12 protein-coding genes are annotated in these 14,631 nt (G+C 64.1%); 5 read left to right on the top strand and 7 right to left on the bottom strand.

Annotated elements, in window-relative coordinates:
• Positions 1 to 98 precede the first annotated feature (98 nt).
• Positions 99 to 1,541, bottom strand: coding sequence for an IgA Peptidase M64 (locus AC1RBA_RS21225; protein WP_070288634.1), 1,443 nt, complete (start codon positions 1,539 to 1,541; stop codon positions 99 to 101).
• A gap of 213 nt (positions 1,542 to 1,754) precedes the next feature.
• Between AC1RBA_RS21225 and AC1RBA_RS21220 the strand changes: the two genes are divergently transcribed.
• Together AC1RBA_RS21220 and AC1RBA_RS21215 are read left to right on the top strand one after the other, a co-directional pair.
• Complete coding sequence (locus tag AC1RBA_RS21220; RefSeq protein WP_409027807.1) at positions 1,755 to 2,357, top strand: TetR/AcrR family transcriptional regulator; 603 nt, start codon at positions 1,755 to 1,757, stop codon at positions 2,355 to 2,357.
• Positions 2,358 to 2,365: 8 nt separating this feature from the next.
• On the top strand, positions 2,366 to 3,568 hold the full coding sequence (locus AC1RBA_RS21215) for a DUF418 domain-containing protein (RefSeq protein WP_492419762.1): 1,203 nt from the start codon (positions 2,366 to 2,368) through the stop codon (positions 3,566 to 3,568).
• Here the strand turns inward: AC1RBA_RS21215 and AC1RBA_RS21210 are convergent.
• The 3 genes from AC1RBA_RS21210 to AC1RBA_RS21200 form a co-directional block, all read right to left on the bottom strand.
• A complete protein-coding gene (locus AC1RBA_RS21210) occupies positions 3,559 to 4,812 on the bottom strand; it encodes a cyanophycinase (protein WP_099409200.1) in 1,254 nt (417 codons plus the stop codon). The two genes, AC1RBA_RS21215 and AC1RBA_RS21210, sit on opposite strands and share 10 nt — an antisense overlap.
• 162 nt (positions 4,813 to 4,974) lie before the next feature.
• On the bottom strand, positions 4,975 to 7,734 hold the full coding sequence (locus AC1RBA_RS21205; RefSeq protein ID WP_070288637.1) for a TonB-dependent receptor: 2,760 nt from the start codon (positions 7,732 to 7,734) through the stop codon (positions 4,975 to 4,977).
• A gap of 32 nt (positions 7,735 to 7,766) precedes the next feature.
• Entirely contained in the window at positions 7,767 to 8,768 is a 1,002-nt protein-coding gene (locus AC1RBA_RS21200) for a MurR/RpiR family transcriptional regulator (RefSeq protein ID WP_070288638.1), read from the bottom strand.
• A gap of 175 nt (positions 8,769 to 8,943) precedes the next feature.
• Between AC1RBA_RS21200 and AC1RBA_RS21195 the strand changes: the two genes are divergently transcribed.
• Together AC1RBA_RS21195 and AC1RBA_RS21190 are read left to right on the top strand one after the other, a co-directional pair.
• A complete protein-coding gene (locus tag AC1RBA_RS21195; protein WP_492419761.1) occupies positions 8,944 to 10,104 on the top strand; it encodes a succinylglutamate desuccinylase/aspartoacylase family protein in 1,161 nt (386 codons plus the stop codon).
• A gap of 18 nt (positions 10,105 to 10,122) precedes the next feature.
• The gene (locus AC1RBA_RS21190; protein ID WP_162995779.1) at positions 10,123 to 11,511 is read left to right on the top strand and encodes a YfcC family protein; all 1,389 of its coding nucleotides are present in this window, start codon (positions 10,123 to 10,125) and stop codon (positions 11,509 to 11,511) included.
• A 24-nt stretch (positions 11,512 to 11,535) separates the two neighbouring features.
• Here the strand turns inward: AC1RBA_RS21190 and AC1RBA_RS21185 are convergent, their stop codons facing one another.
• Positions 11,536 to 11,961: a GNAT family N-acetyltransferase gene (locus tag AC1RBA_RS21185; protein ID WP_492419760.1), complete on the bottom strand. Its 426-nt coding sequence runs from the start codon at positions 11,959 to 11,961 to the stop codon at positions 11,536 to 11,538.
• A 165-nt stretch (positions 11,962 to 12,126) separates the two neighbouring features.
• A complete protein-coding gene (locus tag AC1RBA_RS21180; RefSeq protein WP_492419759.1) occupies positions 12,127 to 12,333 on the bottom strand; it encodes a hypothetical protein in 207 nt (68 codons plus the stop codon).
• Between the two features lie 265 nt (positions 12,334 to 12,598).
• Here AC1RBA_RS21180 and argH point away from each other — a divergent pair, with 265 nt between their 5' ends.
• Positions 12,599 to 13,996, top strand: a complete 1,398-nt coding sequence (gene argH, locus AC1RBA_RS21175) for an argininosuccinate lyase (protein WP_070288641.1) — start codon at positions 12,599 to 12,601, stop codon at positions 13,994 to 13,996.
• Positions 13,997 to 14,055: 59 nt separating this feature from the next.
• Here the strand turns inward: argH and AC1RBA_RS21170 are convergent.
• On the bottom strand, positions 14,056 to 14,631 hold a 576-nt coding region (locus AC1RBA_RS21170), incomplete at its 5' end, for an IS1595 family transposase (protein ID WP_492419758.1).

Genomic DNA, 14,631 nt, shown 5'->3' with positions numbered 1-14,631 from the left:
CGTGGCGCGCGGCGCAAGGCGGGGAACGGTGAAACGGGGGGGCATGCTATTGCGATGCAACATGGCCCGCCATGCTTACTCCAACGATATGAACGGCATTATTTTCCCGGCACCGTGGCGGGACGCGAATACAGGTCGATGATGGTGCTGATCCCATCCTGACATACGGAACAGAAGGTCTCGCTGCGGTCGAACATGATGCACTGCATCTCGGGACGGTAGTAGCCGGACGATTCATAGTTCGCGCCTTCGAAGGCGCCCACCGCATGGCGCTGCGGCGCCTTCGAGAACAGCTGCTGCGTGTACGCCAGGTCGGCCTTGAACAAGCCGCTCATCTCGCTTTCCGGGCGGTTGGCCGCGCGCAGGGCGGCGCGCTGCTTCTGGTATTCACGCGCATGGCTGTCGTACGCTTCCTTCGGCCAGGGTGTCGGCAGCGGCGTGCCGGCCTTGACGTGGCTCTTCCATTTCAGCTTGGCCGGATCGCGCAGCGCCGTGGCATTCGGCTCCCACGGCTCCTGGCGCTCGCCGTTCGACTGGTAGGCAACGGGCGAAGTGTAGTACTCGTCGGCCAGGCCGGCGAAATGGTGGCCGAATTCATGCACGAACAGGTAATTGGCCCAGTCGTTGTTCGCTGCCGCCGTGCTGAACTGGCCGAAGATGCCGCCCCCGCCGTAGGTATCGTTATTGACGAGGATTTCGATGAATTCGTACGGCGCGTACTGCGCCAGGTCGCGCAGCGCGCGGTTGTCCGTCGTCAGCACATAGCGCTCGCTGCCGAAGATGTCGTAGCGCGTGCCCAGCGGCGAGGCGTGATGCACGCCCGTCGATGGACGCGACACGCCCGATTCCTGCGTCGGCGCGGCCATGGCCCAGACGTTGAAATCTTTGGCCCGCTCGCGAAATGGCGAGACGGAAAACAGGTGCTCGGCCAATTTGCGCGCCGTCGCTTCGAACTTGCCCATTTCGGCGGCCGTGTAGCCATCGCCCATGATCAGGAGATCGACCTTCTCGGACGAGGGGCCTTCGACACGGATCGGGATCGGCTTGACGGGCGCTGGCGGCTGCTTGCGGATCACGTCCTGCGCGGCAGGATCGACGTCGGTGCTCCACACAATGGAAAACAGGCCACGCTCGTCGCGCTTGAGGATGCGCACGCGCACGGGGTGCTCGGGCTGCGGGAAGCGCACGGATTCCTGAAACGCGCGCGTGGTGGTTTTCGCTTCGTCGGTGCTGGCCCACTCGCCGAAGATGGTGGAAAAGCCGCGCGAGTACAGCACCTTGCCCGACTTGATGTCGACCACTTCCAGCATATTGTTGCCGCGGTTGCTGTCATCGATGGGACGCGCCAGGTTACCGGGCCATGGCAGGGGCTCGACCAGCACGCGCTCGACCGCATAATGCTCGCCCAGCGCATTGCCGCTGTGCTGGTAATCGAGGCGCATGGTGGCCGGCTGGGCAGCATTGGCCGCTTGCGCGGCAGGGACGATGCCGGCGGCCAGCGCCAGCGCGCACAGGAAGGATCGAATCGGGGTCTGCTGCATCTCATTCCTAACACGGTAGAAAAACGGGTAAAAGAAGCGGTTTTCCGAACAAACAGCGGCGCCAGCGGCGGGCATGGAAAAATCCGGTGCGGCACATTGTAGCGACAGGAATCGGCACTGCAAAGCATCCATTTCACGCCCCGCTTGACCGCGCCGCGCAATCCACTTATATTAGACTGACTAGTCGATTAAACAAAAGGACAGCCAACCACCATGCGCACCATCGATCCCGATAAACACGCGGCCCGCCGCGACGCCATTCTCGCCGCCGCGCGCCACTGCTTCGCGCGCAAGGGCTTTCACCAGACCAGCACCGCCGCCATCTGCACGCAGGCGGGCATGAGTCCTGGCAACCTGTTTCACTATTTCCCCACCAAGCAAGCCATCATCGCCGCCATCGTCGACCAGGAAGGCAGCGAGACGGCCGCCTATTTCGCCGGCGTGCAAGGCAGCGCCGATGCGTACGGCGCCCTGCTCGACTTCATGGACCTGGTGCTGGCGCTGGCGGCCGACGGGGACTTTGCGGGACTGGCGCTGGACATTGCCGCCGAGGCGATGCGCGACACGGACATCGCGGCCAGGGTGGCGCGCAACGACGCCAGCCTGCGCGGCGGCCTGCAAACCTTGCTGGCAGAGGCGGCGGCGGCAGGCCAGATCGACGCCGCGCTGGACGCCGCGCAAACGGCCGGCTGGATCGCCGCGCTGATTGACGGCATCTTCAACCGGGTCGCCGTCGATCCCGATTACGCGCCGCTGGCGCAGCGCGCCAGTTTGCACCTGCTGCTGGCGCGCTTCCTGCGCCCTGCCCTGGCATGAGCGCCGCCATGCCAACCCCGCCCGCGCGCATTGCCGATGTCGACGCCCTGCGCGGCTGCGCCCTGTTCGGCATTTTGGTGGTCAATATCGGCGCCTTCGCCACACCGTGGTTCGGTCTGGGCATGACCGATCCCGCCTTTCACGGCGGCGTCGACCACGCTACGCATTTTCTTGTCGCGCTGCTGTTCGAGACCAAGTTCTACCTGCTGTTTTCCTTCCTGTTCGGCTACAGCTTCACCTTGCAGATGCAGGCGGCCGCGCGCGCCGATGCGCCGTTCGTGCCGCGCATGCTGCGCCGGCAGGCGGGCCTGTGGCTGATCGGCGCCCTGCATGCCGTGTTCCTTTTTCATGGCGACATACTGACCACCTACGCCGTGCTGGGCATCGTGCTGCTGGCGCTGCACCGTTGCGGCGAACGCCAGGCACTGTGCCTGGCCCTGGTGCTCGTCACCGTCTGCGCCGCGTTCTGGGCAGGCATGGCCTGGCTGCAAAGCCTGCAGCCGGCGGGCGACGCGGCGGACAACGCCGTGGCGATGGCGCAAAAGGCGGCAACGGCGCTGGCCGCCTACCGCGCCACGCCGGCCGCCGTCGTCAGTCAGCACTTGCGCGAACTGAGCGACATCTGGATCGTCCTGCTGCTGGTGCAGGCACCGTGCGCGCTGGCCATGTTCCTGTGCGGCCTGGCCGCCGGCAAGCGCGAGATGCTGCTGCACGCGGCCGACTATCTGCCGCTGCGCCGCCGCCTGCTGTGGGCCGGCGCGCTGGCAGGCCTGCCCGGCGCCGCCGTATATGCGTGGACCTCCGTGTATGGCGAGAGCCAGGCATGGCAGGTGGCGGGACTGGCCGCGGGCCTGGCGAGCGCGCCGCTGCTGGCGGGCGCCTACCTGGCATGCGCGCTGACCCTGTTCGAACGGCTGCGCGACGGCACGCTGTTTGCGCTGCTGGCCGATACGGGCCGCATGGCCCTGTCGAACTACCTGCTGCAGTCAGCCGTCTGCGCCTGGCTGTTCCTCGCGTATGGCGCACGCTTGATGGGCAGCGTCTCGCCGCTCGGCGCACTGGCGCTGGCCCTCATCATCTTCAGCCTGCAGCTGCCCCTGAGCCGCTGGTGGCTGCGCGGCCACGCCTATGGCCCCGTCGAATGGCTGCTGCGGGCCCTGACGATCGCCGCGTGGCCGCGCTGGCGGCGCGCCAGTGCAAGCTACTTGTAGCGGTACAGCGGCTGGCGCAGCTGGATGGGGCGGATGTCGAGGCGCAGCTTGAGCACCGAATACGCTTCCGCCTCGGTCGAGCTGTAGCCGACGCTGTTGACCGTTTTACTGAAGCGGAACTCGAAGCCCAGCTCCGGGTACGGGTCGCGCGGGTTGCCGAAGGCGATGCCGATGGCTTCCTGCTGCGCGTTGTCGATCAGGTTGCCCATCAGGTCGAGCACGGCGTTGTTGCCGAGGATATCGTTGGTAAACACGGGTTCGCGCATGTCGGGCTGGTTCGGATCGAGCTTGTTGTCGGCCTTGTCCGGCGAGGGCGTAAACACGCGCGTGACGAGGTTGAATTTGTCGCCCCGGTCCAGATAGCTGATGGCAGCATTGCTGATATTGAAATTTTTCACGCCGCGGTCGCTGATGGCGCCCGACAGGTCGATCAGCAGGGCGCCGCTGTAGCCGATCACTTCCACGTCGCGCATGGCGTCGACCACCATGGCGCTGTTTTCATCGATACCCAGTCCCAGGTGATAGCCTTTTTTCAGCATCACGGGAATCATGCGCGCAAAGCGCCCGCGCACCAGCAGATGCTGGTCCACAAAAACGTCGCTGCCGATGAAGCCCAGTCCGGGCGCGATCTCGCGGCCATCCGTGACGCCCATCTTGAGCATGTCGAGCACGGGTTTGGCATCGTAGAACATGGTGGTGCTCATGATGGCCGCGCCGGCACTGGAGCCGGCGATCACGCCGCCGTTGCGGTAGACCGACCAGATGGCTTCCAGCGCGGCCGTGCGGCTGCCGTCCGGGCGCAGCAACGCTTGCGTGATGCGCCCCTGGTCGCCGCCGGCAAAATAGATGCCGGTGGCCGACTTGATCTGCGTGACGATGGCCGGATCTTCGGCCGCCTTGCGGTAATCGCGATTGGCCAGCTTGACGGCCAGCGGCACGAAAAAGGCGTCCGCACCATATTGATTGAGCTTCCTGATGATGCTTTCACCCGATTTTTCCGGGTTCATCGCGGCCGAGGCCAGCACGGCGATGCGCGCGCCCGGACCGCCCGACAACTTGACGATGCGCTGCCACACTTCGGCATTGTCGGCGCGCAGGCCGCCGCCGATGATGACGAGCGTGCCCTGCGGCGCGCTGCCGATGGCGCTGCCGCCGGGCGCCGCCACGGCATGGAAGCTGCACAATGCCAGCGCGAACAGCAGCGCGGCGCAAAAGGTGTGGTACCGGCTTGAGAATAATTTCATGATGCCTTTCGAATACAAGGAAAGGGGCGCGCACTTGTTGATACCGGCGCGCGCCCTTGCTGCCAAAACTGCTGCCTGCCACCCAACTGCATCGAACTACGATACTACTTGCCGCATATGACAGCGTTGTTGCGCTATCTCCACGCTTCTATGTAAAACTGCTTACTTGAAGCTGTAATTGGCGCTGGCGTAGAAGCGCCGGCCGCGCGGATCAGCGTAGCTGGGGTCATAGCCGGACAGGAAGAAAAATGCCTGGTTCGAGTATGGCGGACTGGTATTGAACAGATTCTGTATGCCGGCGCGCAGCTTGAACTGCTGGCTGACCGCATACGCGCCCGACATGTCCCACAGCGTGTAGGCCTTCACGCGGTTCGGCTTGACCACGCTGCCGTCGTCGGTATTGATGGCCGAGTTCTGGTCATCGTAGCCGCTTGAGTACGTGTTCGACAGGCTGGCCGAATACGGGCCATTGTCCCAGTCGAGGGTGATCGTATGGCGCCAGCGCTGCACCACGCCGTCCGTGACGAACTTGTTCAGATTGCTGATGAAGACATCGCCAGGGCTGGTCTGGATTTTTGAGCCGAGCACATAGGTGCCGCTCAGATGTCCGCCAAAGCGTCCCCACGCCGTTTTCACGCCATGCAGGTCGGCCGTGATATCGATGCCCGAGGCTTTTTGCGCACCGCGGTTTTCCTTGCGCAGCTCGATGTAGCGGATTCCATTGTCTTCGTCGCGGTGTACGAGGTTGCCGTACTTGGACAGGTTGGACAGGATGATGTCGTCGCCGATTTCGCTGATCAAATCCGTGCGCCTGATGTTCCAGTAGTCGGCACTGAAGGTCCAGTGCTGGCCGGGTTCGAGCACCACGCCGGCCGTGAACTGGCGGCTGCGCTCCGGTTTCAGCTTGTCGTTGCTGTAGCGGCGCGTACGCCAGTTGTCGGCGCAGACGGAGTAGTCGTTGTTCTCGGCTTCGCAGTACACGGGATCAGGCAGGGTCGCCGTCTGGCTGTAGACAGTGGGCCGATGCAGGTCCGACATCGACGGCGCGCGGAAGCCCTTGCCGGCCGAGGCGCGCAGCAGCACCTCCTTGCTGGGCATGTAGGTCAGGCCGATCTTCGGACTGAGGGCGCCGCCCACTTGCTGGTAATGGTCATAGCGGCCGGACAGCTGCGCCTGCCATTGCTTGCTAAACGGCAATAGCAATTCACTATAGATGGCCTGCACGTTGCGGCTGTCGCTGGTGGCCACGCCGCCTTCGGGCGCGTCATCGTTGGTGATGTTACCGCTCATTAGCAATGCGGATGGCCGGAAATCCGTGCGCTCGCGCCGCACTTCGCCGCCCACCGCCAACGCCATGTCGCCGCCGCCCATGGACATCAAGGCACGCGACACCTTGAAATCGAGCGCATCCATGACGCCGCGCGCGTGCCGCACTTCGTCGTTGACCTGGATGCTCTCGAGCAGCGCCTTGCCCGCCGCACTGGAGGGGCCGAAGGGATTGATGGTGCCATCCGTGATGCCCTTTTGTAGCTGGTCTGCCAGGAGGTAGCCGTGCGTGTCCTTGTCCCTGACCACATTGACACTGTGATTCAAGCCCACGTCGTAATCCCAGCCGCCCACGGTGCCGGTGGCGCCCACCACGTAACGCTGGCTTTCGCTGGTCAATTCGCTGGTGCGCATGCCCGCTTCGTTCAGGCGGATGCGCAGGGCCAGCGTGCCGGTCAACCCGGCAGCGTTCAGCTGCGGCACCATGCTGGCGTCGATTTCGCCATCCGGCCGCGCTGTCGATCCCACGTAATAGCTGCGCGAGCGGCTCAGCGCCACCTCCGCATACAATTGGTGATCGTTGTTCAATTTGAGGACGCCGCGCGTGAGCAGGTTCTGCTTGTCCGTTTTCGGATACAGCTCGGTGTCGCCCATGTAGTTATAGGTACACGCATCGACGCCGCCCGTGCCGGCAGGCAGGTACACATTGGCCGGTCCGCTGCAGCCCGGAATCGACAGATTAATCAGGCGATTCGTGATCGGCTGGCCATTGAGCAGGAAGCCCTGCTCCTGCAGGTAGTCGCGCTGGTCGCTGGAGAGGCGGATATTTGCCGGACTGGTGTAACTGGACAGCAAATGGCCGAGGCGTTCCGGCACCTGCAGGTGCGGAATGAACTTGCGCTGCGAGGTGCTCAGACGGTCGGTTTTTTGCAGGTCGACCACGGCAAAGATATTGTAGCCATCCGTGGCCAGGTCGCCCGTGCCGGCCGTGATGCTGGCCGTGCGCTTGCCGGCGCCGCCTTCCTGCGTGCCGCTGCCGTAGGCGTTCAGCTCCACGCCCTGGTAATCCTTGCGCGTAATAAAATTGATGACGCCGCCGATGGCGTCCGTGCCGTACAGGGCCGAGGCGCCGTCGAGCAGCACTTCCACACGCTGCAGGGCGGCGGCGGGAATGTTATTGAGGTCCACGCCCGCATCGTCGCCGGGCGAGGCAAAGTTGGCCATGCGGCGGCCATTGAGCAGCACCAGGGTCGACGAGGTGCCCACGCCGCGCAGGTTGGCGCTGTTGAAGCCGCGCTGGTCGCCGCCCACGTTGATGCTGACGCCATCGGTCAGGCCGCCCACGTTGGCCGACACGCGCGCCATCAGCTCGGCCGCCGTCGTCACGCCCGCCTTTTCGATCTCGGCCCGCGTGATGATCTGCACGGGCAGCGCCGTCTCCGACTCCAGCCGCTTGATGGCCGACCCCGTGATTTCCACGCGCTGCATTTTTTTCGGCGCCGGCTCCACATCCGGTCCCTGCTCTTGCGCCTGCGCGCCGCCGGCCAGCATGCCCAGCGCCGCCGACACGCTCAGGGCCCCCAGCGCCAGCCGCACGCCTTGCGCCAGCACCGATTCGCGCGGCAAGGAGCCGCCGTCCTGTTTTTTCATCTGCATTGTCATTCTCCCCGGATGTTGATGCCTGATTTTTATAATGATTTTGGGACTGCCTTGCGTTGCTTTGAAGCTGTTTTCCGCGCGCCTTGCACGCCATGTTCGCCGCCATACAGATAGGCGGAGATGACTTCGCTCAAGCGGGCCGCTTTTTCTACGTTCTTCCTGTTCGATACCATCAGCGCCACGGCCAGCGCCTCGATCATGGCCAGCGCCGTGCTGGCGCTGCTGGGCAGGACGGGATGCGTGCTTTGCGCATACAGCGCGTGGTCGGCCAGTTCGCCCAGGGGCGACGCGGGCGAGTCGGTAAGCGCCACGATGCAGGCGCCGCGGTCGCGCGCAAAGCTGGCCAGGCCGATGCAGTCGAGCGTGTAGCGGGGGAACGAGATCACCACGAGCACGTCCTGCGCCGTCAGGTTGACCAGGTGACCGGCCGCCACTTCCGAGCCGCCGATGCCCACCACTTCCACCACGTGCGGGCAAAACGGCTGCAGATGCTGCACCAGCATGCCCGCCAGGTTGGCCGACAGGCCGAAACCCATCACGTAAACGACCTTGGCGCGCGTCAGGCGGCGCACCACGGCCAGCATGGCGGGCGGCGACAGGGCATCGGACGTGGCGGCGATGTTCGCGGCCGCATATTCCAGGCTTTCCGTGATGGGCGAGGTGGCGCGCGCGCGCCGTTCTATCGTGCGGCGCAGTTTGTCGACCGGCTGCAGCAGCGATTGCAGGGTTTCGGCCATGGCGCCGCGCATGGCCGAGTAATTCTTCTGACCGATATCGCGCGCGAAGCGGCTGATGGTGGCCGTCGACACCTGGCAGCTGTCGGCCAGTTCCTCGATGCCCAGCGCCGTCACGCGCATCTGGTTGCGCAGCAGGTAATCGGCGATCTGCCGCTGCGAAGCCGAGCCGCCGGCCAGCACGTGCATCAGCGCCTGCCCCAGCGGCGATTGCGCGAAGGCGGCATCGGGCGACGCCAGCGAGGTGGCAAGTGGCGTGGGGGCGCTGCTTCTGGCAGGACTGGCGGATGCTCTCATATCACTGGCGGCCTGTATTCTTGGGCACTGCTGATCACTGGCGGAGGGGGAAATCGGGTCGCTGGAACTTACTGTACTCATATCAAAAAGAAAACTCAACAAATATTTGTAAAAGGATTTTCATTGATTTACTTCGTGAAAATATTGCTACATAATCGACCGGAATCCATCAACCATGCACCTTTTCGGGGCGCCCACCATGCAAGTACAGCAGCATTCCATCTCCACCGCGCACGCCAGCATGTCATGCCAATTGAGCAGCTTCCACTTCGGCACCGCGGCCGCCACCAGCCGCAGCGGCAAGAAGGTCTACATCCAGGCGGCCCTGCACGCGGACGAGGTGCCGGGCATGCTGGTGTCGCAATTTTTGCGCCGAGAACTGCTGGCGCTGGAAGCGGCCGGCAAGGTGCACGGCGAAATCATCCTGGTACCGGCCGCCAACCCGATCGGCCTGGCGCAAGCCATCCATGGCGCGCCGTTCGGCCGTTTCGACCTGACCACCGGCATCAACTTCAACCGCGCCTACCGCCACGTGGCTAATGAACTGAAAACCACGCTCGATGGCCAGCTGGGGCAGGATGCGCAAGCCAACGTGGCGCTGATACGCGAGCACGCGCGCGCCGCCGTCGCCGCCTGGCGGCCGGGCACGGATGCGGAGACGCTGAAGAAAACCCTGCTGGGCATGGCCATCGACGCCGACATCGTGCTCGACCTGCATTGCGATAACGAGGCAGCCCTGCACATCTATACGGGCACGCCGCTGGCGGCGCAGATCGCGCCCCTTTCCGCGCTCCTGGGTGCGCGCGCCGTGCTGCTGGAACTGGCGGCAGGCGAAGAGCCGTTCGACGAAGCCTGCAGCCGCTTGTGGTGGGATCTCGACGCGCACTTCGGCGGCCGCTATCCGATTCCCGCCGCCTGCCTGTCGACCACCGTCGAACTGCGCGGCGAGGTGGAGGTGAGCTACGCCCTGGCCGAACGCGACGCCGCCGCCCTGCTGCGCTTTCTCGCCATCGAGGGCGTGCTGGACATCGCCGGCGCCGGCGACGACCTGCCCGCGCCGCAATGTACGCCAACGCCGCTGGCGGGCGTGGAACCGATCCTCGCGCCGCATCACGGCGTGCTGGTCTACCTGCGGGAAATGGGCGACGTATTGGCCGCCGGCGACGCGGTGGCCGACCTGATCGACCCCGTCAGCGGCGAGACGACAACCTTGCGCTGCACCGTCGCCGGCGTCTTTTTTGCGCGCAGCGCCCACCGCCACGTCCTGCGCGGCATGAACGTCGGCAAGGTCGCAGGCAGCATCGCCTTCCGCGGCGGCAGCCTGCTGAGCCAATAAATGTCACAAAAAAGCGCCATGAGAACATTCAAGCTTCCCAATACCTTCGTCCTGCTGTGCGCCATCCTGGCCATGATCGCCCTGGCGACCTGGCTGGTGCCGGGCGGGAAATTCGACACCCAGCTGGTCAATGGCAAGCAGCTGATCATCCCCGGCACGTTTCATTACGTAGCCAACAAGCCGCAGGGACTGGCCGCGCTGATGATGGCGCCCATCAAGGGCTTCGTCGACGCCAGCCTGATCATCGGCTTCGTGCTGATCGTCGGCGGCGCCTTCGCCGTGCTGCAAAAAACGGAAGCCTTCGACTCGCTGATCAAGGCCATCGCCAAGGCCCATACCAGTTCGCGCTTCGTGCGCGCCGCCATCATCCCCGTCTTTTTTACGATGTTTTCGCTGGGCGGCGCCACCTTCGGCATGAACGAGGAAGCGATTCCCTTCATCCTGATCTTCGTGCCGCTGGCCCTGGCCCTGGGCTACGACACCATCACGGGCGTGTCGATTCCCTTCATCGGCTCGCAGGTGGGCTTTTCCGCCGCCTTTTTAAATCCGTTCAACGTCGGCATCGCGCAGGGCATCGCGGGCGTGCCGATCTTTTCCGGCATCGGCTACCGCCTGATCGTGTGGGCCATCGCCACTGCCGTCAGCATCGTGTTTTTGATGTGGTATGCGGCGCGCATCAAGCGCCATCCGGAAAAAAGCCCGACCTACCTGCTCGATATCGAAAAGCGCAGCGAACATTCGATGGACCTGGACAGCTTTGCCGGCATGACGCGCACGCACCGCGCCGTGCTGTGGATCTTCATGGCGACCTTGCTGACGATGGTCGTCGGCGTCGTCAAGTACGACTGGTTCATCGATGAAATCGCCGCGTTGTTCCTGGTGATGGCCATCATCGTCGGCCTGGTCGGCCGGCTCGACATGGACAGCCTGGTCGCCTCCTTCGTGCAGGGCGCGCGCGACATGGTCAGCGTGGCGCTGGTCATCGCGCTGGCGCGCGGCACCATGATCCTGGCGCGCGACGCGCAGATCATCGACACCATACTGCATGCATTGACGCCCCTGGTGGCCTCGTCGAGCCCCGTCTTCGCCGCGCAAAAGATGTTCTTCATGCAGTCGGTGATCAACTTCTTCATCCACTCGGGCAGCGGCCAGGCGGCGCTGACCATGCCCATCATGGCGCCGCTGGCCGACCTGGTCGGCGTGACGCGCCAGACGGCCATCCTGGCCTTCCAGTTCGGCGAATTCACCACGCCGATGATCCCCACGTCCGGCATCACCGTCGGCGTGCTGGCGCTGGCGCGCGTGCCCTGGATCACGTGGGCCAAATGGATGATCCCGCTGCAGCTGATCTACCTGGTGCTGGCGCTGCTGCTCTTGATTCCGCCCTGCCTGATGCACTGGCAGTGAGCGCCGGCCTGGCGGCTCAGGCAATCAACGCTGGTAGATATCCGGCACATACCGCTCCATCAGCGTCTCCGGCCTGAGCGGCGCCGTAAAGCCGTAGCGTGCATACAAATCATGCGCCGTGCTGGTGGCCAGCATGAAACGGCGCAAGCCCTGCAAGCCGGGATGCGCCGTCACGACCTCCATCAGGCGCTGGCTGTAGCCACGGCCGCGGTATTCTTCCAGCACATACACGTCGACCAGATAGGCAAACGTGGCGTAGTCGGTGACCACGCGGGCGAACGCCACCTGACGGCCGTCCAGCGTGCCGCCAAAGCAGAGCGAATGGTCGATCGCGCGCTGTACGGTGGCCAACGGGATGCCGATGGCCCATGTCGATTGTGTGCTGAGAAAATGGTGGATGGCTGGAACGTCGAGTTCCGCCCTGTCGGTGCTGATCATCAAATGTGACATCGCGCAGGCCCTGCTATCGTTGAAAACACGATCATCGGCCTTTTTGCTGCGGCTGTCACCAGGGCTCGATAGAACCGGGGGCGCCGCCCGTTCTGCCTGTCCATGATGCGGTGTTGCTGTTTGCTGCCGATGCTTCTTGTACTGCCTGCAATCCCATCGCCACGCTTACAGGGCGGCTTTTTCTTCGGCGCTCAAGCGCTTGGCGCTGACGTACACCGTGTGCATGGTGGCTTGATCGGCGCTGGCGGCGATGGGGGCGATGGGGGCCGGTGCGGCGCGGAACTTCGGCACGGCGGCGGTGGCCAGGCTGGTGGCGGCGGCGACGGCGATGATGGCAACGAAGATGGCTTCCATGTTTTTAGCGATGTTCATGATGGTGTCCTGTGAGTGGGTGGTTGTGTGCTGCGATGATTGAACTGTAGGCCGATCCTCCCTGAACCGCCATCGGATTGCGACCAAACGCACGATTCGCGGGACAGAATACAAAAAGCCCCGATGAAACGCACAACAGGCACCCGGCGTGGCATTTGAGGCTGGCCAGCCCCATTCCTGGCCATTTCAGCGCCCTGCAAACCCCTAAAAGCCCTACCGCCGGCCAACCTTGTTTATAATCGCCGTACACTAAAGGACTTCTTTCATGACTGATCAATTCTCCAAAAAGGGCGAAGCCTGGTCGGCCCGGTTTTCCGAACCGGTCTCGGACCTCGTCAAGCGCTACACAGCTTCTGTATTTTTTGACAAGCGCCTGGCGCTGTTCGACATCGAAGGTTCGCTGGCCCATGCGGAAATGCTGCATGCGCAAGCCATCATCAGCCCGGCCGACTACGCGGAAATCCAGCGCGGCATGGCGCAAATTTCGCAGGAAATCGCCGCCGGCCAGTTCGAATGGCTGCTGGACCTGGAAGATGTCCACCTGAATATCGAAAAACGCCTGACCGAACTGGTAGGCGATGCGGGCAAGCGCTTGCACACGGGCCGTTCACGCAACGACCAGGTGGCCACCGACATCCGCCTGTACGTGCGTTCCGCCATCGACGACATCAGCGCCCTGCTGGCGACGTTGCGCAGCGCGCTGACGGACCTGGCCGAGCAGCATGCCGACACCATCATGCCGGGCTTCACCCACATGCAGGTGGCCCAGCCGATCACTTTCGGCCACCACATGCTGGCGTATGTCGAAATGTTCGGCCGCGACGCCGAGCGCATGGCCGACTGCCGCAAGCGCGTCAACCGCCTGCCGCTGGGCGCCGCCGCCCTGGCCGGCACCACCTTCCCCATCGACCGCCTGCGCGTGGCAAAAACGCTGGGCTTTGACGACGTGTGCCACAACTCGCTCGACGCCGTCTCGGACCGCGACTTCGCCATCGAATTTTGCGCCGCCTCCGCCGTGCTGATGATGCACGTGTCGCGCATGGCCGAAGAGCTGGTGATCTGGATGAGCCCACGCATCGGCTTCATCGACATCGCCGACCGCTTCTGCACCGGCTCGTCGATCATGCCGCAAAAGAAAAACCCGGACGTGCCGGAACTGGCGCGTGGCAAGACGGGCCGCGTCTACGGCCACCTGATTGGCCTCTTGACCCTGATGAAAGGCCAGCCGCTGGCCTACAACAAGGACAACCAGGAAGACAAGGAACCGCTGTTCGACACCGTCGATACCGTCATCGATACCCTGCGCATCTTCGCCGACATGGCCGGCGGCATCACGGTGAAACCGGAAGCGATGCGCGCGGCGGCCCTGCAAGGCTACGCCACGGCGACCGACCTGGCCGACTATCTGGTCAAGAAAGGCTTGCCGTTCCGCGACGCCCATGAAGCGGTGGCCCTGGCCGTGCGCGCCTGCGTCGATGCCGGCTGCGACCTGGCCGACCTGTCTTTGGAGCAGCTGCGCGCGTTTTCGCCGCTGACCGGCGAAGACGTATTCGAGGTGCTGACCCTGGAAGGCTCCGTTGCCGCGCGCGACCACGTGGGCGGCACCGCGCCACGCCAGGTACGCGAAGCGATCGCCCGCGTGCGCACGCAGCTGGAAAAATAAAACCGGTTCTTGCCGGCAAGCGCCCCGCTGCAGCGATGCAGCGGGGCCTTTTTCATTGGCTATGTCACCATCAGATGTGGGAATGCTCCTAGCGTTGCCTTCAATAATGTTTCCGGCGACCGGATACGCCCGGCGTCCAGTATCCAGCGCCAGCCCAGGTAATTCGGCAGGTAGCGCGTCGCCACGCCGTGAAAGGGGCGTAGCCATGCCCGCAGGCGGCTGTGATATGCATTGACGTTCTGTACATGCGCGGCGCCCTGCACGCGGATGCCTGCGCGCACATTGACGGCCTGGTGGCTGATCCCCGCTTCCTTGGCAAAGGCGCGATAGGCGGCATGGCTATCGGTGAGCAACAGGATATCCTTGTCGATCATGGGCAATAAATAATGGCGCACCTGCGCCTTCGTCAGCGCCCCTTTTCCGGTGACGAAATCGAGAGTTTGTCCCGTACGGTCGCGCGCCACCAGGATGCAGACCTGCTCATTGGAAATGCCACGCCGGCGGGCATGACCGCCACGGCGGCGCGCCGCACGGGTCAGATGCCGCGATCCCTTTTCCGACTCCAGCACATACAGCTCGTCCGCTTCGGCGATGCCATGCAGGCAATGGGGCCGGTCCGTCTTGGCCAGGCTTAA

The sequence above is a fragment of the Janthinobacterium sp. GW823-FHT03B06 genome (assembly GCF_058796955.1).
This window is presented reverse-complemented; position numbering and strand designations above follow the sequence as displayed.

Excerpts from the sequence above, each read along its gene's own strand:
- AC1RBA_RS21225 (WP_070288634.1), bottom strand. The coding sequence starts at position 1,541 with ATGCAGCAGACCCCGATTCGATCCTTCCTGTGCGCGCTGGCGCTGGCC.
- AC1RBA_RS21220 (WP_409027807.1), top strand. The coding sequence starts at position 1,755 with ATGCGCACCATCGATCCCGATAAACACGCGGCCCGCCGCGACGCCATT.
- AC1RBA_RS21215 (WP_492419762.1), top strand. The coding sequence starts at position 2,366 with ATGCCAACCCCGCCCGCGCGCATTGCCGATGTCGACGCCCTGCGCGGC.
- AC1RBA_RS21210 (WP_099409200.1), bottom strand. The coding sequence starts at position 4,812 with ATGAAATTATTCTCAAGCCGGTACCACACCTTTTGCGCCGCGCTGCTG.
- AC1RBA_RS21205 (WP_070288637.1), bottom strand. The coding sequence starts at position 7,734 with ATGCAGATGAAAAAACAGGACGGCGGCTCCTTGCCGCGCGAATCGGTG.
- AC1RBA_RS21200 (WP_070288638.1), bottom strand. The coding sequence starts at position 8,768 with ATGAGAGCATCCGCCAGTCCTGCCAGAAGCAGCGCCCCCACGCCACTT.
- AC1RBA_RS21195 (WP_492419761.1), top strand. The coding sequence starts at position 8,944 with ATGCACCTTTTCGGGGCGCCCACCATGCAAGTACAGCAGCATTCCATC.
- AC1RBA_RS21190 (WP_162995779.1), top strand. The coding sequence starts at position 10,123 with ATGAGAACATTCAAGCTTCCCAATACCTTCGTCCTGCTGTGCGCCATC.
- AC1RBA_RS21185 (WP_492419760.1), bottom strand. The coding sequence starts at position 11,961 with ATGTCACATTTGATGATCAGCACCGACAGGGCGGAACTCGACGTTCCA.
- AC1RBA_RS21180 (WP_492419759.1), bottom strand. The coding sequence starts at position 12,333 with ATGAACATCGCTAAAAACATGGAAGCCATCTTCGTTGCCATCATCGCC.
- argH (WP_070288641.1), top strand. The coding sequence starts at position 12,599 with ATGACTGATCAATTCTCCAAAAAGGGCGAAGCCTGGTCGGCCCGGTTT.